The sequence below is a fragment of the Chitinibacter bivalviorum genome (genome assembly GCF_013403565.1).
GTDB lineage: Bacteria > Pseudomonadota > Gammaproteobacteria > Burkholderiales > Chitinibacteraceae > Chitinibacter > Chitinibacter bivalviorum.
Genome location: NZ_CP058627.1, coordinates 3,403,584 through 3,425,243 on the forward strand (window position 1 = coordinate 3,403,584; position 21,660 = coordinate 3,425,243).

The following is a 21,660-nucleotide window of genomic DNA, read 5'->3' on the forward strand; positions in this document are numbered from 1 at the left end:
TCCTAAGTAAAAACCCATACTTGGTTTGGGGTGCTGCTGTGGTGTGTCGTCCTTGTGTCATTGTTTCCAATTCAGCTCAGGCGTTTGCGCTGTGGCAGCCTATTTTGGCGAGCCGTGGCCAGATCGCTCATTTGCATGACCCGGCGGCAATCAGCGCAGCGCAAATTGCCGCGATGCAGTTTGCGGTGTTTGATTTGGGCTTGTTTTCACCCGCGCAATCGGTCGCCGAGATCGCAAACTATGCGCAGTCGGCGGTAGTTTGGTTGCTCGATCAACAATTTACGATCGAAGAAGAGATTCGCTGGCTGGCCATGGGCGTGAAAGCTTGTTGCACACCTGATTTAGAGCCGCAAAGGCTGGCAGCCATTGTGGATGTCACAACTCGGGGTGGGATTTGGGTGTCGAGTCAGGCGATGCCCTTTGTGCTCAATGGCTTAAAACAAATGAGCGCCACGCAGCCTGCCAAAACGGATGCTTTGGCGGTTTTGACCCCGCAAGAGCGCAAAATTGCGTGCTTGGTGGCGCAAGGGGAAAGCAATAAATTAATTGCGCGACATCTGAATATCTCCGATCACACGGTCAAAGCCCATCTGGGCGCTATTTTTGGCAAGCTGCGTTTATCCGATCGCATGCATCTGGCTTTGTTTGTGAATCAAGAGGGCAATCGCTAGAAAAAATGATCTCAGCCAACCTCTAATCCGATTTGAGCTTGAGCTTTCAGCGCTTCGAGCATATACCGAGTGCTGGATCTCTAATTTGAAGACTTCCATGTCCGAATATTCACCCCGCCGATCTTGGTCTGCTTGCCGTATCGCATTACTGCTGGCGATAGGCGTCGTTGCGTGCTCAACCACGCCGACGATTGGTGAAAGCCCGATCAAGCTCAGCGATAGTACGCTGGATAAAGCCCAAGCCAAATATGGGCCAGAGGCAAAAAAACGCCTGCAAAACTGGCAGGCCTTACTCAATGGCGATAAGAAGGGCGACGACAATAGCAAATTAGCCAAGGTGAATGATTTCTTTAACGAAACCATCACTTTTGCGCCTGATCAGCAAGTTTGGGGGGTCGAAGACTATTGGGCGACCCCAGTCGAATTTCTGGTGCGTGGCGCGGGGGATTGTGAAGACTTTGCCATTGCGAAGTATTTTTCCCTGCTGGCCTTAGGTGTACCCGAAAATAAATTACGCATCACCTACGTACAGGCCTCCGGCCATGGCCCGACCAATCTGGCGCATATGGTTTTAACGTATTACGCCACGCCTTCGGCGATGCCGGTGGTATTGGATAATTTAATACCAGAAATTAAGCCTGCCTCGCAACGTACTGATTTGACACCTGTTTATGGTTTTAATGGGCAAGGGCTGTGGCTGGCGAAAGATCGCAGCACGGGTAATGCGGCCCCACGAAAAAACAATATCGGATTTTGGGATAAATTGATGGCTAGGCAAGGGAAGGAGCTCGATTGATGCGCCTTTTCTGCGCTTTGCTAAGGAGTAGGAAATGACTTTACTTAAGCAGTTAATCATTTTGATTGCCGCTTTGTTTGTGTTTCTGTTTTGCGGCACTGTTTATCTCAATGCGCAAAACTCCAGGGCATTTCTGACCGAACAGCTCACGACGATCTCGCAAGATACTGCGACCTCGCTGGGGATGCAGCTCTCGCCCTTGATTCTGGATAAAAACAACAAAGTATTCGTCGAGCGTACCGTCGACGCTATTTTTGATAGTGGCTACTACCGCGAAATCCATATCGACGATATGGAAGGTAAATCTATCCTCGTACGCAAATCTGGCACACACGTTAATAATGTACCCGATTGGTTTATTGCCTTATTCCCCATCGAAACCCCAATTGCCGAATCGGTCATGACCAGCGGCTGGCAGCAAGCCGGCACCATTAGAATCGCCGCCAATCCGGGGATTGCCTATGCCTCGCTCTGGGGCAGCAGCATCAATGCCCTAATCTGGTTTTCAATTGCCTCGATTATCACACTGATTCTTGGGCTCTTTTTATTGCATTTTGTCTTGCGCCCATTGCATGAAGTCGAGCGGCAGGCGATGGCCATTTGTAATCGTGAATATCCCGAGGCGGCCAAATTACCGTGGACTCTCGATTTGCGCAGTGTCGTGCAAGCGATGAATCGCATGACGCAAAAGGTCAAAGAGATGTTCGCCGAGCAGGCGGCCAGTATCGAGCGGATGCGTGCCGAGGCCTATCTCGATACGCTCACGGGCCTGGCAAATCGACGCTACTTTGATGTGCATGTGAAGCAATTGATGGAGGCCGAAGAGCCGCTCAGCCATGCCGCCTTGCTGTTTTTGGAAATCAGCCATTTAAAAGAAATCAATGATCAAAAGGGTTTCCGCGTTGTAGATAATCTATTGGTTGAAACTGCGGCCTTGGTCAAAGGCATTATCGGTGATGACGCCAGTGAGGCCTTCGCCGCTCGCATGAGCGGCAATACCTTTGCTGCCTTTTTTGTCGGCGTGGATGCTGAAAAAGCGCAGCATTTGGGCGCCACCTTGGTGAGCCGCATCGCCTCGCTGCATGAGCGCGGTATGACGCCATTTAGCGATGTCGGTCACGTCGGGGTCGCGATGTACCACGGGCAGAAACTGAATAATTGGTTATCCGAAGTCGATATGGCGCTGCGCAGCGCGCAAAGCGAAGGCCCGAATATCATGCACTTCTATGCCCCGCAAGAGGCCACAGGGCATGGCGCACTCAGTGCATCACAATGGAAGGGTGTATTGCTGGAAGCCCTTAATTCACAACGTATTGAGCTCTATACCCAGGTTGTTAACCATATTGATGGTCGTCTGGTACATCGCGAAGTCTTTGTGCGGATCCGCGATGAATTGGGCGAGCAGATACCTGCTGGGCTGTTTGTACCGATGGCCAAACGCCATGGTTTGATTCAGGAGTTTGATCGTGTCGTGATCAATCTTTGCCTGAAAGAATTGGCCAAAGACCCAACGCTGCAGCTGGCGATTAATCTATTCCCAGCCTCGATTTCACACCCTGAATTTGTGAAATGGCTGATCGGCAAATTAGCCGCCAAGCCCGAGCTGGCCTATCAATTGTGCTTTGAATTACCTGAGCAGGAAGCCGTTACGCAGCTTGATGATTTGCGCACCTTTATCGAAGAAGTTGGCAAGTTGGGTGTACAGGTCGGTTTGGATAATTTTGGCCGAGGCTTTAGCTCGTTTACCTATTTGAGTACCTTGAAAGTGCATTATCTGAAAGTCGATGGCTCATTCAGTAAAGACATCGATCAGAATCGCGAAAATCAATTCTTTATGGATGCGATGGTGAAAATCGCCCACGGTCTGGATCTGGTCGTCATCGCCAAATCGGTCGAAACGCCAGCCGAGCAAACCATGCTCGAATCATTGCGCGTCGATGGCGTACAAGGCTTTGGCGTCGGCGGCACCGAGTTGTGGAAAAAAGCGCCTAGCTTGTAAGGCGCCAGGGAGCGCGGCCAATCGAATCATCAAACAATTTCGCCGATGGTTGCCATTCACCAAAATTAAAACCCCAACCGTCATGCGTGATGGTTGGGGTTTGTTTTGCCTAGTCGCTACTGCTACTAAGCGCTTTAGACCCACAATGGACTAATCCAATAAAATTTCTAAATTTTATTTTTTGTTCTATTGCAAATCGACTTGGTCAGATTTTTAATAAAATAGTAAGTATCAACTAAAATCGTATCCGCAACGGTGTTATTAAAATACGGCGAAGTTCTGTCCTCATTAAAACGAGCAATTGCCTTCGTTTCATTCGGGGCGAATATCATAAAGCCAACAACTTCAAACCCCTGAGCCAGCAACAGCTCTCTATTAGCAAGAAATTGATCGTGGTCGGTGCACAAACAGCCAAACTCGTTCTGATCCTCGATCATTCGTTTATAAAACTGATATGCAGGCATTTAGATTCCTTTTTATTTTAATTGCTAATCGTTTCTGTAATATCAAACTAGTTGAGAAAATTGCTAGATTACTCTACTGCCCGTTATAAAAAATGTCTGCACTTGGCCGAACTCGGTCTGTCATTAAGTTTACTTTAAGTAAAGCAAGCACGGTAACTCGTCGCTACTAGCGGCAATACCAAAAATAACTCATGGGTATATGTTGTAAAGCTTTTAATTGTAAGCGCTTTGAGCATATACCCATTATTCACAACACCAGCACCGGATCATTGCACAGCTCGTTCGGGTTGGCTTGGCCCTCTTTGAGCGGGAAATGCTCCGCGAGCAGGGCACCGAGCTCGTGTAGGGTGCGGCTTAGTCCTGCTTCAACTTGGCGGGCGGCTAAATCAGTTTGCAGACGTTGGCAAATCTCATCCCATTGCGCTTGCGGTACTTTACCGGCGATGCCGCGATCGGCCACCAGCTCGAGCTTATTTTCCGCTAGGAGCAAGTACAGCATGATGCCGGTATTGCCTTCGGTATCCCAGACGCGTAAATCCGAAAACCAGCTGATCGCCCGCTCGCGCGCGCTGATACCATGCCAAAGTTGGCTGGGCAGCAGGTGCGATTCAACTACCAGCCGGATTTCGCCCCGATGGCCATATTCCGATGCGGTAATGGCGCGCGTGAGTTGCGCGGCAACGGCGGGCCCAAACAGGGCGCGATCGCGATTGGGTTTCAGGTGCTGCCAGTAGCGTGCCCATGTTGATTTCATTACCATCCTCCCGAAGCGCCGCCGCCACCAAAACCACCACCGCCGCCGCTAAATCCGCCGCCCCCGCCGCCAAAGCCACCACCACCTCGATACCCGCCGCCGTAACCGCCACGCCCTGAGCTACTCATGAGTATGCCCAGCAGGTCGAGGAAAAAACGGCTGGCGACAATGCTCAGTGCCACGGCCATGCCCAGCCCAAGCAGGGCGGCCAGCGCCAGCGGTGTACCGCTACTGACGGCGGCAAAAGTGCTCATGCCGGCAATCGCCGCGCGGCTACTCCACGCGCCGATGATTTTGCTCAGGATCACGCAGAAAAACAGCATGCCCGCCAGCACCATCGGATGCAGGCCGAGGATTTTCAGCTCGGCTTGCGGATGGGCGCCGCTGGCGCCGCGGGCGGGCGGTGGCGGTAGGGCTTCGCCTTGAATCACGCCGCTAATCTGCGCAATGCCCGCCTCGATGCCGCCGACAAAATCGCCCGCTTTGAAGGCGGGTAAGATTGTTTCATGAATAATGCGGCTGGCAATCACATCAGGTAGCGCGCCTTCGAGCCCACGCCCAACCTCAATGCGTACTTTTCTATCGTCTTTGGCGACGAGCAACAGCACGCCATCATCGACGCCTTTGCGACCTAGCTTCCACGCATCGGTGACTTTAATGCCAAATTGCTCGATGGTGTCATCGCCGGTGGTCGGTACGATCAATAGCGCCAACTGGCTGCCTTTGGCCTGCTCAATCGCACTGAGTTTTTGCTCGATGGCTGCGCGCTGCTCGCTACTTAAGCTGCCCGTTAAATCCGTGACGCGCGATTGCAGTGCAGGCACTGCGACGGTGTTGGCTAGGCAGCTGAGGCTGAGTATTAGCCCCAGTGCCAATAGCCATAAGCGCTGCCAAGGCATACGCTGGGTGGGCATTATTTTTTCTCGCTATTAAAATCCACCGTAGGTGCGGTAGAAATGGCTTTTTCATTCTCGACTTTAAAGTTAGGTTTGGGGTTCAAATCAAACATCTTCGCAGTGAGGTTGGTGGGGAAAGATCGAGCCGTGGTGTTAAATGTTTTCACCGTTTCGATATAGCGATTGCGCGCCACGGCGATGCGATTTTCGGTGCCTTCGAGTTGCGCGGATAAATCGCGGAAATTCTGATTGGCTTTTAAATCGGGGTATTTTTCGGCCACGACCATCAGGCGCGATAAGGCCGAGGTCATGCCGGCTTGAGCTTCTTGGAATTTGGCCAAGGCCGCTTCATCTTTGGCCAGCTCTGGCGTGATTTGCATACTGCCGACTTTGGCGCGCGCCTGGGTTACTTCGATCAGCACTTTTTCTTCGTGCGCGGCGTAGCCTTTGACGACATTGACCAAATTGGGCACCAGATCGGCGCGACGTTGATATTGATTGAGCACCTCAGACCAGGCTGCATTGACGTTTTCATCTTGGGCTTGCAAAGCGTTATAGCCACAGCCGCTGAGGGTGGCCGAGAGCACAGCAATAAGGATTAGGCGTTTCATGAGCATCAGCCCCGTGATTGAATTGGATAAACCATCATGCCGCAGCCCCTAGTTGATGACAAGTGGCTGACATCGTTATTTTGGCTCTTTGTAATTATGAAATATTTCATATGTAATGGTGGCGTATGATGGTGTGTGACCTTGTACTCAATCCCCCATGGCAGGAGAAGCAGAAATGACTGGTTTTTTTGATAAGGTGAAAGACGTTCTGGGCGTCGCCGAAGACAAAATTGAAACGGTGGCTGAGCAAGCTGCGGCCAAGGCGGCCGAGTTGGGTGACAAAGTTGCTGATGTTGCGGATCAGGCTTGGGATAGCACCAAAGATGCCGCCGCTGAAATAACGGCGAAAGCCGATATTCTGGGTGAGCAAGTCGCCGCTAAAGCGGTTGAGCTGGGTGATAAAGCCGCCCTGGCTGCGGATCAGGCTTGGGATACCGGCAAGCACGCGGCGTCACAATTGGCAGCCAAAGCCGAAGTGGTCGGCGAACAGGTTGCCACCAAAGCGGCTGAATTGAGCGATAAAGTGGGTCTGGCTGCCGATCAAGCTGCGTTCAAAGCCGCAGAATTAGGTGATAAAGCGACTATTGCTGCTGATCATGCTTGGGATGCTACCAAGCAAACTGCAGCCGAAGTGGCCGAAAAAGCGGAAGGCGTCGCCGATAAAGCCAGCGCGGCGCTTGCGCAAGGGGTAGATAGCGTGAAATCGGCAGTGCATAAAGGCAGCGATAAAGCGGTGTAATCCTTGCCCTTTATGATAAAAAAGCCCAGCGCTTGCTGGGCTTATGGGTATAGCGATATAGGCTATTTATTTATTGAATCGTGTTGGTATACGTGCCTAGGTATTGAGTAGAGCAGCATCAATCTTGATCACGATTTTCTTGATCAGCTGTGATTGCTGCACGCAGCGGCAGGGCTTATGCAATTCGCCCGGGAAAAAGATCGCGAACATGCCCGGCTTGAGATGCAGGCGCGATTCATCGGCGATCGGGTGAACAAAGGCGATGTCCCGTTCGGCCAATTGATCCGTTGCGAGCGGCAGCTCGGGCTGCGCGACGCCAAAGCCGATGATCTCTTCACCTTCGAGCAAGTATTGAATATCAATATAGCGGCGGTGAAACTCGGGCATGCCGGTTTCCCAAGGCTGGGTTTGTGGCGTTTGCACAATGGCAATCATCTGATCACCTTCGATCGGATGGCGGCCCGTTGCAAGTTGGCTAAAGTCGGTGCTGCGCAGGTAATTTAAGGCGCGCTCAATGGCGGCGGGCAGCGGCGGTTGTGGGTGTGCTAAATGGCTAAAATACATGTTGTACTCATTAGTGGCGCCTAGCTGGCGCGAGAAGTCTGGTGGCGAATGACAAATTGCTGGAATTCATCGGCAGGCAAAGCGGGCGACCAAAGATAGCCTTGACCTTGTTCACAGCCCAATTCTATCAGACGAGTCAGGCTGGCTTGATCTTCAATGCCCTCGGCGATAAGTTGTAATTTGAGGCTGTTGGCCACTTGGATAATCGCCCGCACAATGGCTTCATCATGCGCATCTTCGGTGAGGCGGCGGATAAATGACTGATCGATCTTGAGGCGCTCGACTTCAAAATGCTTTAAGTAGCTAAGATTGGAATAACCCGTACCAAAATCATCAATCGAAAAGCGTAAACCCAATTGCCGAAGATTACGCAAAATCACTTTGAGGTGCTGCGAGTCTTCCAGTAGCAATGATTCGGTCAGCTCAAGCTCGATCAACTCGGGAGCGAGCCCCGTAGCATTGAGCGCGCTGGTGACCAGTTGCTCCACATCGCCACGCCGAAACTGGATGGGGGAAATATTAATCCCCATCACCAAGTTGCCCAGCCCGAGGCTTTGCCATTCTTTGGCTTGGCGACACGCTTCAAATACAATCCATTCGCCCATTTCAACGATCAGGCCCGAGTTTTCGGCAACAGGGATAAATTTACCCGGCGGCACCAAACCCAGCTCCGGGTGACGCCAGCGCACTAGGGCTTCAGCGCCAATAATCTGCCCACTTTGCAGGTCAAACTGGGGCTGGTAGTGCAGCGTGAATTCCGAATTGCCTAAGGCTTCGCGCATTTTGGATTCCAGATGAAGCTGCTCGGTGGCCTTGGTGTCCATGCTGGAATTATAAAGACAGAATGTATTACGACCCGATGCTTTGGCGCGATACATCGCCATATCTGCGCGTTGCAACAGGCTGTCGAAATCATCTTGGGCGGAATTGGCCAATGCAATGCCAACTGAGCATGTGGCGGTGATGTTCAAATGCCCCAGTTGCAAAGGTTGTGAAATTTGGTGGATGACTTTTTGCGTAATTTCAATCGCATCGGCAGCTTGGCCGATCTGTTCCAGAATAATCAAAAACTCATCGCCACCTTGGCGGGATACCGTATCCGATTGGCGTACGCAATGGCGCAAACGTTGCGCCATTTCCACCAGTAATTGATCGCCCGCAGCATGGCCCAATGAATCATTAATCGTTTTGAAATTATCCAGATCAATAAAGATCAGTGCCGTGCTTTGTTGATTGCGCTGTGCTAAATCCAGCGCATGGCTACAACGGTCGCGGGCAAGAACGCGATTGGGCAGATGCGTCAGTGCATCATGGGTGGCGAGAAATTCGATTTCCTTTTGCGAATTGGATACACGCAGGTTTTCAATTTGCAAGGCGCGCAACGCCAGACGGAAGTCTTTCATAATCAGGCCGACGCTGATGGCGATGGTGCTCATAATCAGGCTCATGTCGATCCAGTAGCCCAATCCAACGTGGCTTGGCGTCGAGTGCCGCCAGCCTTGTACCTCGGCCAGTACCAAAAGACTCATATTGAGCATAATGATGGCGCATTGCAGTACAAACAACCACGGCGCGCACAGTAGGCCAGTAAAGACAATAATCGCTGGGTAGGCCAGCATGGCGGGGTCGTAAATGCCCTTGCTAGTCCAGTGGATGGTGGCAATCATCGCGGTCAAGGTCAGGGCAAAGCTGGTCGCCGCCAATTCGTAACGTCCGCGCCGTGCGATTAAATAAGCTACACCAATGAGGACAAAAGTTGCGCCTAGAATCCAAGCATCTTGCTTTTGTTGGGAGGTGATTTTTTCAATGAGGCTAAACGCGATGGCCAGCATGGTGATGCCGATAAAAGCGCCAAGGCGTTTTTGCCGGATATATTGCGTGGTGCTATCACTGCTGAAAAAGGGCGTTTTCATTCTAATGTTTAATACTCAAAGGACTTGCAGAAGTAGCAATCTGAATTCAATGTCATGATAGTGAAGCAATATTGCGACCGCATGTTTTCTAAATGCAGCCAATATCACGTAAGCAGTCAGCAATCATACAATTGTTTGGCCGCATACTGTTTGAAATGATAAAAAAAGCGGCCCGCAGGCCGCTTTTTTTGGTGATCACACCCTGTTTATTTCAGCTTGTTGAGCTGGGCATTGAGTTTGGCCAGCTTGTCGTCCAACTCAGCCAATTGCGCGCGGTCTTTCTCAACCAAATGCGCAGGCGCTTTATCGGTGTAACCCGGTTTTTCCAGCTTCATCACCAGTTTCTCGCGGGCGTCGGTGGTTTTGCCGATTTCTTTGGTCACGCGCGCGGTTTCAGCGGCTTTATCCACCTCTACCACCAACATCATGCGTGTCGTGCCCAGGGCTGATGCAGCCACCGCCACTGGCGCGTCGCCCGCTGGCAGGCTAGCGACGATGTTCACTTCCGACAGTTTAGCCAAAGGTTTCAGATACGGCGCAAACTCGGCCATTTCTGGTGAGCCTTCGAGGAACATCGGTACTTTCACCGCTGGCGACAGACCCATCTCACCGCGCAAATTCCGTGCAGCAAATGCGAGCGCTTTCAGCGTTTCAACTTTGGTGTTGGCCTCAAGATTTACTTTGCTCAAGTCTGCCACAGGCCATTTCGCCATCATCAATGATTCGCTGTCTTTCTTGCCTGCGAGCGGAGCAACGGTTTGCCACAGCTCTTCGGTAATGAAAGGCATGATCGGATGCGCGAGTCTTAGAATGGTTTCCAGTACTCGAATCAGCGTGCGGCGTGCTGCGCGTTGCTGGGTATCTGTCCCAAATTGAGTCGATACCTTGGCTAGCTCGATATACCAGTCGCAGTATTCATTCCATACGAACTCGTAAATCGCTTGCGCGGCCAAGTCGAAACGGAACGTATCGAGCGCGTGTGTGATTTGCGCTTCGGCTTCTTGCAGGCGGCCGATGATCCACAGGTCGGGGAAGCTGTAGTCGAGTTCTGCATTCTCTTCCAAGCCACAATCTTTGCCTTCGACATTCATCATCACAAAACGCGTCGCGTTCCAGATTTTGTTGCAGAAGTTGCGATAGCCATCGCAGCGTTTCTGATCGAAGTTGATTGAGCGACCCAATGACGCCAGTGATGCAAACGTGAAGCGCAAGGCATCGACACCGTAGGCTGGAATGCCTTCTGGGAATTCTTTCGCAGTTTTTGCCGCCACTTTCGGCGCGTTTTCTGGGCGACGCAGACCGGTGGTGCGTTTTTCCAGCAAAGGCTCCAGCGCGATACCGTCGATCAAATCAACAGGGTCAAGCACATTGCCTTCGGATTTGGACATTTTCTGTCCTTCCGCATCGCGTACCAAGCCGTGGATATACACGTGTTTGAACGGCACTTTGCCAGTGAAATGCTTGGTCATCATAATCATCCGGGCAACCCAGAAGAAAATAATGTCGTAGCCGGTCACGAGTACCGATGAAGGCAGGAATGCTTTCAAATCGGGTGTCTCATTCGGCCAGCCGTGGCTCGAGAATGGCACCAGCGCCGAGCTAAACCACGTGTCGAGCACGTCGTTATCGCGCATTACTGACTTACCGCCCGCTTTGGCGAACGCTTCAGCTTCGGTGCGCGCCACATACACTTGGCCGTCTTCGTCGTACCAAGCCGGGATTTGATGGCCCCACCACAATTGGCGTGAAATACACCAGTCTTGGATGTTATTGAGCCATGAATTATAGGTGTTCACCCAGTCATTCGGCACGAATTGCACTTCACCGCTGTGAACCGCTTCAAGCGCTTTTTCGGTAATGGTCTGGCCGCTTTCATCGGCTTTGCTCATCGCCATAAACCACTGATCGGTCAGCAATGGCTCGATCACCGTACCAGTACGATCGCCGCGTGGCACCATCAGTTTGTGCGGTTTGGTGTCGAGCAACAGGCCTTGTGCTTCCAGATCGGCCAGCATTGCTTTACGCGCTTGTGCGGTCGTCAAACCGGCGTAGGCGGCTGGTAATTCAACGCTGCCGAGGCTCGCGCCGTCAAAGCTGAATACTTGCGCTTTCGCGAGGATGGTCGCTTGCAAGCTCATCACATTGATCAGCTGCGTGTTGTGGCGTTTGCCGACTTGGTAGTCGTTAAAGTCGTGCGCGGGCGTGATTTTGACAAAACCAGTACCGAATTCTTTATCCACGTATTCGTCAGCAATCACCGGAATCTGGCGGCCGGTCAGTGGCAACTCAACCATTTTGCCGAGCAAATGTGTGAAACGCTCGTCATCGGGCGCAATCGCCACAGCAACGTCGCCGAGCAAGGTTTCAGGGCGCGTCGTCGCAACGGTAATGAATTCATCTGAGCCGACAACGGGATATTTGATATGCCACATATGGCCGTTTTCTTCTTCGGAAATCACTTCCAAATCAGAAACGGCGGTGCCGAGTTTGGCATCCCAGTTCGACAGGCGTTTACCGCGGTAGATCAGGCCTTCTTCATACAAGCGCACAAAGGCTTCAACCACGGCGGTCGACATTTTGTCGTCCATCGTAAAGTATTCGCGGCCCCAGTCCACCGACGAGCCCATGCGGCGCATCTGGCTGGTAATGGTGTCGCCCGATTCTTTTTTCCATTCCCATACTTTTTCGAGGAAAGCAGGGCGGCCCAATTCATGGCGGCTCACGCCTTGCGCATCAAGCTGGCGTTCAACGACGATCTGCGTCGCGATACCGGCATGGTCGGTGCCAGGCAGCCACAGCGTATTGTCGCCGCGCATCCGGTGATAACGCGTTAGGCCATCCATGATGGTCTGATTGAACGCGTGACCCATGTGCAGCGTGCCAGTGACGTTGGGCGGTGGCAGTTGGATACAAAAGGCCTCGCGGGCGAGGTCCATACTAGGCTGGAAGTAACCTTGGCTTTCCCAGAATGGGTACCAACGGGATTCAATATTCTGTGGCTCGAAGCTCTTAGCGAGTTCCATGGCGGCGTGCTCGAATTAAACGCGAAACCGCAGATTATACGTGAAGTGTGGGGCGTGGTGAGAGAGGGCTTTGTTAGCAGGTGTACCGAGTGGCGGCTTGCTGGGGTGCTTTATCGATAGCTAGATGGGTATATGCTTGAACGCTTTATGATCAAAAGTATTTTGGCATATACCCATCTATAGAGCTGGATTAGCTGCTTACATTAAGCCCTTGCTGCGCAATTCGGCTTCGACCAGATCAACGATGCGTTGAGAGAGCTGTACTTCGAGGCTGTCCATAATCTGATCGGTGAGCTTGCGCAGGGCGTCGCTATAAAATTGCGCCATCATCGCGTCAAAATGCTGTTTGGCGAGTTTTTCAACTTCGCTGGCAATATCAAGCGAGAGCTGAGCGCCAACGCTGGCGGTAATTTCAGCAATGGTATCGCTATTGATTTTGCTGGATGCGGCTACCGCGGTTGGCGCCGCAGCTGTCTCAATCTCTATGATGGCGGGCGGTTCGTCGCTGATGTGCGCTGACTCCGCCGGCTCAACGATCGGTGCGACTTCATGGCTGTGGCTGCTGTGCTCTGAGGCAAGCAGCGCAGGTATGTCGGCTTCAATCTGAGTCTCGTTTTCGTCATCCAGATCGATGGCCACGATTTCATGATCATCCGCCACGGCGTAGACGATCAGATGGTCTTCGAGCCCAAGGGCGTCTGCGTGCACTGCATCTGTGAGCACTGCTGTGGGTAAAATATCCTGCTGCACGAGCTGCGGCGCAGGGCTTGTTTCGGTGTGTTGTGCGTCTATGCTGAGGACGGCTTCGGCTTCGGCTTCGGCTTCGGCTTCGGCTTCGGCTTCGGCTTCGGCTTCGGCTTCGGCTTCGGCTTCGGCTTCGGCGGGGCTTGGCGCTACAGCTTCGCTTTCAAGATTGGGGATGGTGTCTGCCCAATCGGCGACGGTGTCGTGCAACGTGGGGATTTCTGCACTTAAAGTCGGGATGTCATCATCGTCTTCATCGCCCATCTCTAAGGTGAGGTGTAGCTCTTCAGTTTCATCATCACCCGCCGCCAAAATGGCGTCGAGGTCTAAGACGGGAATCTCATCGTCCAGCGTATTGAGCCCGATGCTAGCAGGGCTGGGCGGGGTTGATTCCAGCGCAGGCAGTTCATCGAGCGGCAGCACTAAATCGGTGGCGACAAAGCCACCGGTCGAGAGCATCACGTCGGGGTGGCGCACTTGGACTGGCGGGATTTTGGGGGCATCAGCATAGCTCGGCGCAGGCGGTGCTGCGTTGAGCGCGTCCAGATCGAGTAGCGGTAAATCTAAAAAAACCGACTCAGATGGCGGGGTTTGTGCTGATTTGCTCGCGCTAAAGCGACTTTCTGGAATGCGTGGCGCGGCGGCGAATGCCGCAGCAGGCTGTGCAGGGGCGATGATTTTTTCGATTTTCTGCTTATCTTCTTCCGTGTCGGGCGCAGGGAACATTGGCCGATTTTGAAAGGGCAGGGGATCGATCGCCAAAGATTCAGCTTTGGGTTTGGGGCTAATCGCTTTGCTGGCTTCGCGGTCCAGATCGGCCAGATCATCATCATCGTGATCGTAGACCCACTCGCGTTCGAGGCTGGCGATACGATCGGCGAGATCGGAAGGAACTTCATCGGTCAGCGATGGGATTTCATGGTCCAGATCAAAAATCGCTTGATTTGCTTTCGTTGAGACTTCGGTGAGTACCGGTATTTCATCACTTTGACCCGCGTGAGCGCTGCGATGGCGCGCCATCAGAGCATCCATCTTGTTAAACAATGGATTGATCGAATCATCATTCGGCGGTGTTTTCTGATCGGCCACGATTCAATCGCTCCTGCTGGCGGTTAGAGAAGACATATCGGTTGCGGTGGGCGTATGGCCCAATTGTTTGTAAGCCGCCCAGCGTTGGCGGGCGGCCAAACGGAGTTCATCGTCGCTGTCGACGATTTCAATCAGGCGCGCAAATTCGCTAAAGCGCGGCGCGACATGATCGGTCCAATTGAATAATACATCGCGCGGGCGTAGCAATTCGACGCGATGATCCAAAATAATCGGTGTTTGTGTCGCCTGTATGGCATCGGCCAAGCAATGCGGTAAAAAGCCCGTTGCTGGCGTTTCCCACAATAATCGATCCAGCGCTTGGGTCGAGGCTTCTGAGCCCGTCAAAATGCAGACGCTTTTGCCTTGAGCCAGCGCTTTACCGACGAGCTGACACAAGGCCAGCTCGCGGGATCGGACATTAAAATAAAACGAGATTTCAGTCATATATAGTGGGTATGCGTCTCTAGTTAATGCATAGTTTGGTCTACAGACGGATACCCTTGGTATTACAGCTTAGATAAATATTGCAGCAACAAGGGCACAGGGCGGCCCGTAGCGCCTTTGGCTGCGCCCGATTTCCATGCTGTACCGGCGATGTCCAAGTGCGCCCATTTCACGTCTTTGGTAAAGCGCGACAGGAAAGCGGCAGCGGTAATCGAGCCTGCAGGGCGACCGCCAATATTGGCCATGTCGGCAAAGTTCGATTTCAGCTGTTCTTGGTATTCATCAAACAGCGGCATGCGCCATGCTTTGTCATCGCTGTTTTTTGACGCATCAAGCAGCGCATCGGCCAGGTCATCATCATTGGCAAACAGACCCGTGGTGGTGTGGCCGAGCGCAATGATACACGCGCCAGTCAGCGTCGCGATGTCAATCACGGCGGCGGGTTCGAAACGCTGCACATAAGTCAGCGCGTCGCACAAGATCAAACGGCCTTCAGCGTCGGTATTCAAAATCTCAATCGTCTGGCCGCTCATGCTGGTGACGATATCGCCCGGTTTCACCGCATTGCCGTTCGGCATGTTTTCGCAGGCAGGGATAATGCCGACCAGATTGATTTTCAAATCGAGCTCAGCCACGGCACGGAATACGCCCAGCACGGTGGCTGCACCGCACATATCGTATTTCATCTCGTCCATGCCTTCGCCCGGCTTCAGAGAAATACCGCCTGAGTCAAAGGTAATGCCTTTTCCAACCAGCGCGACGGGTTTTTGCTTTTTATCGGCGTTGTGATATTCCATCACGATAAATTTGGGCGGAACGATCGAGCCTTTGGCGACCGACAGGAACGAGCCCATTTTCAGCGTTTCGAGTTCTTCTTGCTCCAATACATGGCAAGAGAAATCATAAGTGTGCGCCAAGTGCTGTGCCGTGGCGGCGAGGTAATCCGGCGTGCAGACGTTTGGTGGCAAATTGCCCAAGTCGCGCGTCAAATTCATGCCGTGGCCCAAGGCCAAGCCATACACCAAGCCTGCTTCGATGTCGTCGAGATCGCCTTTTTTCGGTGCAACGAGGCTGACCAATTCAAGTTTTGGCACTGGCGCTGCGTCAGATTTGAATTGGTCAAAGCGATAAACTTCGAGCATCAGCGCGTTGACGATTTCCTGCGCGGTCGTTTTTTGATCTTGTTTTTTAATCCCCGCGAGCGAGAGCGCCACGCAGGCTGTTTTGTTCTGGCTAGCAAGCAAGGTTTTGGCTAGCGCGCGGCTGCTATCGCGCAAATCTTTATCGCTTGGCTCTTTACCCAGTTGTACCAAAATAACGCGTTTGAATTCCAGACCCGCGGGTAAGCCCAGGCTTAAAGTAGCCGCCGCTTTGGCCGCCAATTCGCCATCTTTGATCGCTTGGCTTAAAATGCCGCCACACAGGATGTCGAGCTCTTTACCGTGAGTTGGTAATTTTTCGCCCAAAACTGGCAGAACTACGCAATCTGCGGCCTCGGGGGCGGGGGAAACTATGGTAAATTCCATCTGGAGCTCCTAGCTAAATGCATTCAATTAAACGATTATTCACTTACACTTCGCCCAAGTCAAAAGACAAATTCACTGATGCTTTTTCGTAAAACCTTAATTCATGAAATGACTTGGATGGCTTTTGCCCTCTTTATCGTTTTATTGTTGATCGTGATGACGTCGCAAATCGTGCGGCTACTGGGCGAAGCTGCGCTGGGCGCATTGGCCTCTTCGGCCGTCTGGGCGGTGATGGGCTTTACCGCGACGCGCTATTTACCGCTGCTGTTTTCGCTGATGCTGTTTGTGACCATCCTATCGGTGATTACCCGCCTGTGGAAAGACCATGAGATGTTTGTTTGGTTTGCGGCGGGTCGCTCGATTCATAGTTTTATTCCCCCTGTACTGATGATGGGCTTGCCCGTGGTGGCTTTGATCGGCCTGTTGTCGATGGGCGTCTCGCCATGGGCGCAGCAAAAAGGCAAAGAATATCGCGAGACCAGTTTGAAAAATCAGGAAGTGACTCAGGTCGCTCCAGGCGTGTTTCGCGAATCGCGCGGCGCGGATAGAATTTATTTTATTGAGAATTTCTCGCCAGAGCGTGGTTTTGGAGAGAATGTCTTTTTGCAGATTCGGCGTGATGGCAAATTGACGACCATCTTGGCTGATACTGGCGGGATGCAGGTCGATGAACATGGCGATCGCTGGATGTGGCTGAAAAATGCGGCAGCTTATCAGGCTAAAGCGGGAAGCGCGCAGTACGATATTCTCAATTTCCAAGAAGGCAAAGTGCGGATTGATAAGCCCAGCAAACCCGAGGTCGATCGCGCGACCAATGCATTGAGTACGCGTGCCTTGTTGGTCGAGCGGACTCCCCAGAAATGGGCCGAGCTGCATTGGCGGATGGCGTTGCCGATACAGGCTTTAATTTTAATGTTGGCCGCAATTCCTTTGGCGTTTGCTAACCCACGCGGCGGTCGTTCATTCCATATTTTATTTGCCGCCTTATTTGCTTTTTCGTATTACAACGCGATCAATGTGTTTCAAGCCTGGATCGCTGCCGGTAAAATCCCTGGCGGCATCGGGATGTGGCCATTGCATGTGATGGCTGCTGCGATTACGGTGGGGCTGTATGCTTGGCGTAGCAAGGTGAGGGGATAATGATGAATCGCCTTTGCCGCTATGTATTGAGCTCTTTGGTCTGGCATGTCTTGCTGACGATGCTGGTGCTACTTGGCCTGTTTGTCTTTTTCGATTTGATTGCCGAAATGCGCGATGTGGGCAAGGGCAGCTATCAATTTCACCACGCCTTTATCTATACCTTGCTTGAGGCGCCTTCCCGTGCCTACCAATTGTTGCCAGTTTCCGTGTTGATAGGCTCAATTTTTGCCTTGTCCAGTTTGGCCGACACTTCGCAAATTACCGTGATGCGGGCGGCAGGCGTGTCGATTTTGCGTTTTTGCGCTTGGTTGGCCCTCGGTGGATTTTTCTTTGGTGTGGCGACGTATTTGCTGGGTGAGTATGTGGCACCTGCGGCCAACGATGCGGCGACACGCTATCAGGTCGCGGCGAAAAATGAGGTGATGTTTGGCCGCTTTCAATCGGGCATCTGGGTGAAAGACGGCGATCAGATTGTCAATATCTCGGCGATGCAATCAGATTTGAGCGTGCAGGCGCTGCGGATTTATGTGCATGACAATGGCCATCACCTAAAAGAAATTGTCGACGCGCAACGCGGCCGTCATCTCGGTAACGGACAATGGCAGCTTGAAGAAGCGACCTTGACCCGTTTTTATGCAGATAAGGTTGAGGTGTCTGCGCGCCCTAGCTATGAGTGGCAAACCCGACTTGAGCCAAAAATGCTGGCGGTCTTGATGGTGAAGCCTCAAGACATGTCGATAGATGCACTTCGGCAATATGTCGATCATTTAAGCAAAAACAAGCAAAGTACCGTGCGTTATGAACTGGCGCTGTGGGCCAAGTTATTTTATCCCTTTGCGTGTTTGTCTATGATGTTGATCGCCCTGCCATTTGCTTTAGGTCAGCGCCGCAGTGGCAATGTCGGTGTAAAAATTTTCCTCGGGATTTTGCTGGGCGTGTCGTTTAACTTCGTCAATCAGATGATGAGTTACGTGGGTGAATTGTATCGCCTGCCGCCGATTCTGGCCGCGGCCCTGCCTACCTTGGCTTTGTCGATATTGGCAGTCTATTTCCTTTGGCAACAAGAAAATAATTAATAGGATACCCTTGTGATGTATGTCTTGCTAACTGGCGGTGCGGGTTATATTGGCTCACATACCTATATTGAATTGCTGGCGGCTGGTTTGCAGCCAGTGATTTTTGATAATTTTTACAATGCAAAACCAGAAGTATTAAAACGTATCGCCACTATCACCGGCCAAGAGGTGCTGTGCATCGAAGGCGATATTCGTGATCGTGCTGCGCTTGATGCTGCACTGGCGAAATACCCATTTAGCGCGGTCGTGCATTTTGCTGGCTGGAAAGCCGTCGGCGAATCGGTGGCCAAGCCGCTGGAATATTACGACAACAACGTCGTGGGTACGCTGCGTTTGCTCGATGCGATGAAAGCGGCCGGCGTGAAAAATCTGGTGTTTTCATCCAGTGCTACTGTGTATGGCGATCCTCATGCCGTGCCGATTTTGGAGCACTTCCCGCTTTCTGCAACCAACCCGTATGGTCGCAGCAAATTGATGATCGAAGACATGCTGCGTGATTTACGCGTGGCTGATCCAAGCTGGAATATCGCATTGCTGCGGTATTTCAACCCCGTTGGCGCGCATGAATCAGGCTTGATTGGTGAAGACCCGCAAGGTATCCCGAATAATCTGATGCCATTTGTTGCGCAAGTGGCCGTTGGCAAGCGCGAGAAATTGTCGGTCTTCGGCGGCGACTATGCCACGCCCGATGGCACTGGCGTACGCGATTACATTCACGTTGTTGATCTGGCCAAAGGTCATGTCAAAGCTTTGCAAAAACTCGCCACCAATCCAGGTAATGTGACGGTCAATCTGGGCACTGGCGTGGGCTATTCAGTACTCGACATGGTCAAAGCGTTTGAGATGGCCTCGGGTCGCCCTGTACCGTATCAAATCGTGGATCGCCGCCCGGGCGATATTGCGGCATGCTACGCCGACCCGAAAGCGGCATACGAGCAACTGGGCTGGCGCGCCGAGAAAACCTTGCAGGATATGTGCAATGACGGCTGGCGCTGGCAAAGTGGCAACCCCAATGGTTATGGCGCATAAGCATTAAATTGCATCTTCCAGCGGCGTCGCTGTGCTTTGCTGGGAGATGGGGCGATTGCGCCGCGATGGCGCTCAGTCGCTGCAGCATGGTTGTTCTGGCGCTATATTCAATGCATTGCCGTCTATTTTCATGGCCTCTATGCGTACGAAAACCAAACAAAGCGGTGCCGCGCTGTTGTTGATCTTGTTGCTACTGGGCACGGTAGCAGCCGCGATGTTTGTCAAAGCGCTGAAAGCGCGCGATATGGACCAAGTTAAACGGCAGCGCTCCGCCGAGGCGCTCCAGAAAGCGCGTGCAGCGCTGATTGCTTGGTCGGTGTCACAGCCGAATGCAGGGGGCGTGCCTGGGCAATTGCCTTGTCCCGATACCAATGCCCCCGGCTTGATTACTGAAGGTACGGCGGCGAGTTCCTGTGCCGCTGGCGCTTTGGGGCGCTTTCCCTGGAAAACGCTCAAAGTTGAAAAAATCGTCGATGGCTGGGGCGAGCCGCTTTGGTATAGTCTTGACGGCATGTATCGCGCACCAACTGGTGCCCGTCTACTCAATAGCGATGTTCGGGCCACGTTGCAGGTCTACGCTAACGATGGCACGACTCTGAAAACGACAACAGGCAATGAAGCTGCTGCAGTGCTTTTTGCGCCGGGGCCAGCCTTAGCAGGACAAAATCGCGCAGCAACTACGGTGGCCAGCAATTATCTTGAGGCTAATTCGGGTCGAAACAATGCTATAGCTGCAGGGCCCTATATTGCAGGGGATTTTAGCGCTACTTTTAACGACCAATTGCTCATCATCACCGGAAGAGAATGGGTAGATCAAATCTCGACTCGTCTTGCGAATGAAATCAAAAAGGTGCTTGCAGCTGAATTGAGTGTTTACAGCCAATATCCAAATCCAGCCTTATTGAGTGACGCAAGGTGCGCCGACAATAACCCGACCACGGGTACGGCGGCAAACTGGTGTGCGAGTAGTGTTGGCATCTGTCGCGGCATTTTGCCCCAGTCCGATGCGGCTCGATCGCGTTTAATGGCTTACCCTGCTTGGATGCAGAGCCAATTATGGTATCGCGGGATTTTTTATGCGGTGGGCAATAGTGTGGCAGGTTGCGGCCAACTCACGGTACGGGAAGCTGGCAAGCCCGACCAACATCCAGCCGCTTTGTTTATATTGCCTGGTACGCCACTAGGAAGTATCGTGCGAATCGCCGCGACACAGACGACAGGTAGTTTGGTTTCGACTAATCTCGCCGATTATCTGGAAGACCCATCGAATCAAGATGCTTGGGGCGCTGGAGCGGATGACATTTATACCGTGCCCACCGCGCTGAGCAATGATCGATTGTATGTTGTACCGTGATTTAAAATCACGTTTAGCGGCTGAACTGGGTTTTTGTGGGTATGTGTCTGTAGATATTATTTATCCTTGTTTTCGTGACTATACCTCAGGGTAGTATACCTGCGCTCACCATACGTGCCAGCAAAATAGGCGTGGCCACCCAGCTAGTAAGGTCATCATAATTAGCATCGGCAGCACGGCTCACAAAATTTAGATCGCCATTAGAGTTTTCCAGTTGATCGCCAGTCCCTGCCGCCAGCAAGCTGCCATCACTCGCATACGCCCCCGCCCCATCTTTACCGTGCGACACAATGACTGCGGGAACTGTAGTTGAAACGGTTGTGCCCCCCGTACTAGCTCGAATCGTCATATCTCCAGCGCTACTCAGCGATAACAGAGGTGAAGCGGGGCTCGCACGGCTAAATGTCGCAGAAACACTATATGTAAAGCGATGATCCCAGGCGTCGACTTTGGCAATGCCCAAAGTTGCCCAAGGCAAGACCCCGTTTTGGCGGTTGCAAGTGCCAGCAATGACGTTGAAGTCCTCCAGCCCTTCGCCCGTGCCACTTAAGGTCGGTATCGCTGGGCAAGGAAGGCGCTTATTTGTGAGTGCAAAGCCAATTAAGGCTTCCTTAGCGACATCCAGACTCGATTTCGTCTCCGAAATCCGCCTTGCCTCAAGTTGCGCACTCAAAGGCCCAAGTAGCCCAGCCATCAAAAGCCCAACAACGAGCAAAACAATCGCCATCTCGACGAGGGTGAAGCCACTACTTTTGGCCTTAGTACGGCTGCGCTTATTCGAGTTCTGAATATTGGACATGCGATTGTCTAATCCTAATGTGGAAAATG

The 21,660-nt window shown here is 52.3% G+C and carries 19 protein-coding genes; 8 read left to right on the forward strand and 11 right to left on the reverse strand.

Annotated features, from left to right (window positions below):
• Window positions 1-41: 41 nt before the first annotated feature.
• From HQ393_RS16065 to HQ393_RS16075, 3 genes are all read left to right on the forward strand, one after another.
• A complete protein-coding gene (locus HQ393_RS16065; protein WP_218871219.1) occupies window positions 42-671 on the forward strand; it encodes a response regulator transcription factor in 630 nt (209 codons plus the stop codon).
• Window positions 672-768: 97 nt separating this feature from the next.
• Entirely contained in the window at window positions 769-1,467 is a 699-nt protein-coding gene (locus tag HQ393_RS16070; RefSeq protein WP_179356547.1) for a transglutaminase-like cysteine peptidase, read from the forward strand.
• Between the two features lie 34 nt (window positions 1,468-1,501).
• Entirely contained in the window at window positions 1,502-3,466 is a 1,965-nt protein-coding gene (locus HQ393_RS16075) for a bifunctional diguanylate cyclase/phosphodiesterase (RefSeq protein ID WP_179356549.1), read from the forward strand.
• Between the two features lie 167 nt (window positions 3,467-3,633).
• Here HQ393_RS16075 and HQ393_RS16080 read toward each other — a convergent pair whose 3' ends face one another.
• The 4 genes from HQ393_RS16080 to HQ393_RS16095 form a co-directional block, all read right to left on the reverse strand.
• Window positions 3,634-3,930, reverse strand: coding sequence for a hypothetical protein (locus tag HQ393_RS16080; RefSeq protein WP_179356551.1), 297 nt, complete (start codon window positions 3,928-3,930; stop codon window positions 3,634-3,636).
• Between the two features lie 247 nt (window positions 3,931-4,177).
• A complete protein-coding gene (locus tag HQ393_RS16085) occupies window positions 4,178-4,684 on the reverse strand; it encodes a TPM domain-containing protein (RefSeq protein WP_179356553.1) in 507 nt (168 codons plus the stop codon).
• Window positions 4,684-5,598 (reverse strand): TPM domain-containing protein, encoded by a 915-nt coding sequence (locus tag HQ393_RS16090; RefSeq protein WP_218871221.1) that lies wholly within the window; start codon window positions 5,596-5,598, stop codon window positions 4,684-4,686. Before HQ393_RS16090 ends, HQ393_RS16085 begins: the two co-directional genes overlap by 1 nt.
• On the reverse strand, window positions 5,598-6,197 hold the full coding sequence (locus HQ393_RS16095) for a LemA family protein (protein WP_218871224.1): 600 nt from the start codon (window positions 6,195-6,197) through the stop codon (window positions 5,598-5,600). Before HQ393_RS16095 ends, HQ393_RS16090 begins: the two co-directional genes overlap by 1 nt.
• 169 nt (window positions 6,198-6,366) lie before the next feature.
• Between HQ393_RS16095 and HQ393_RS16100 the strand changes: the two genes are divergently transcribed.
• Entirely contained in the window at window positions 6,367-6,930 is a 564-nt protein-coding gene (locus HQ393_RS16100) for a hypothetical protein (RefSeq protein ID WP_179356557.1), read from the forward strand.
• A gap of 96 nt (window positions 6,931-7,026) precedes the next feature.
• On the opposite strand, the gene HQ393_RS16105 is transcribed toward HQ393_RS16100, so the two are convergent.
• The 6 genes from HQ393_RS16105 to HQ393_RS16130 form a co-directional block, all read right to left on the reverse strand.
• Entirely contained in the window at window positions 7,027-7,494 is a 468-nt protein-coding gene (locus HQ393_RS16105; RefSeq protein WP_179356559.1) for a NanQ anomerase/TabA/YiaL family protein, read from the reverse strand.
• A 20-nt stretch (window positions 7,495-7,514) separates the two neighbouring features.
• Window positions 7,515-9,407, reverse strand: a complete 1,893-nt coding sequence (locus tag HQ393_RS16110; RefSeq protein ID WP_179356560.1) for a putative bifunctional diguanylate cyclase/phosphodiesterase — start codon at window positions 9,405-9,407, stop codon at window positions 7,515-7,517.
• Window positions 9,408-9,613: 206 nt separating this feature from the next.
• Complete coding sequence (locus tag HQ393_RS16115) at window positions 9,614-12,430, reverse strand: valine--tRNA ligase (protein ID WP_179356568.1); 2,817 nt, start codon at window positions 12,428-12,430, stop codon at window positions 9,614-9,616.
• Window positions 12,431-12,628: 198 nt separating this feature from the next.
• Window positions 12,629-14,263: a hypothetical protein gene (locus HQ393_RS16120; RefSeq protein WP_179356570.1), complete on the reverse strand. Its 1,635-nt coding sequence runs from the start codon at window positions 14,261-14,263 to the stop codon at window positions 12,629-12,631.
• Window positions 14,264-14,266: 3 nt separating this feature from the next.
• Window positions 14,267-14,707, reverse strand: coding sequence for a DNA polymerase III subunit chi (locus HQ393_RS16125; protein WP_179356572.1), 441 nt, complete (start codon window positions 14,705-14,707; stop codon window positions 14,267-14,269).
• 62 nt (window positions 14,708-14,769) lie between these two features.
• The gene (locus tag HQ393_RS16130) at window positions 14,770-16,233 is read right to left on the reverse strand and encodes a leucyl aminopeptidase (protein WP_179356573.1); all 1,464 of its coding nucleotides are present in this window, start codon (window positions 16,231-16,233) and stop codon (window positions 14,770-14,772) included.
• 78 nt (window positions 16,234-16,311) lie between these two features.
• Here HQ393_RS16130 and lptF point away from each other — a divergent pair, with 78 nt between their 5' ends.
• The 4 genes from lptF to HQ393_RS16150 all read left to right on the forward strand — a co-directional run bounded on the left by lptF (window position 16,312) and on the right by HQ393_RS16150 (window position 20,832).
• Window positions 16,312-17,373 (forward strand): LPS export ABC transporter permease LptF, encoded by a 1,062-nt coding sequence (gene lptF, locus HQ393_RS16135; protein ID WP_179356575.1) that lies wholly within the window; start codon window positions 16,312-16,314, stop codon window positions 17,371-17,373.
• A complete protein-coding gene (gene lptG / locus HQ393_RS16140; RefSeq protein WP_179356577.1) occupies window positions 17,373-18,449 on the forward strand; it encodes an LPS export ABC transporter permease LptG in 1,077 nt (358 codons plus the stop codon). Before lptF ends, lptG begins: the two co-directional genes overlap by 1 nt.
• Before the next feature lie 15 nt (window positions 18,450-18,464).
• The gene (gene galE, locus HQ393_RS16145; RefSeq protein WP_179356579.1) at window positions 18,465-19,478 is read left to right on the forward strand and encodes a UDP-glucose 4-epimerase GalE; all 1,014 of its coding nucleotides are present in this window, start codon (window positions 18,465-18,467) and stop codon (window positions 19,476-19,478) included.
• A 139-nt stretch (window positions 19,479-19,617) separates the two neighbouring features.
• Entirely contained in the window at window positions 19,618-20,832 is a 1,215-nt protein-coding gene (locus tag HQ393_RS16150) for a hypothetical protein (RefSeq protein WP_179356581.1), read from the forward strand.
• 85 nt (window positions 20,833-20,917) lie between these two features.
• On the opposite strand, the gene HQ393_RS16155 is transcribed toward HQ393_RS16150, so the two are convergent.
• Complete coding sequence (locus HQ393_RS16155) at window positions 20,918-21,631, reverse strand: type II secretion system protein (protein WP_179356583.1); 714 nt, start codon at window positions 21,629-21,631, stop codon at window positions 20,918-20,920.
• Between the last annotated feature and the right edge of the window lie 29 nt (window positions 21,632-21,660).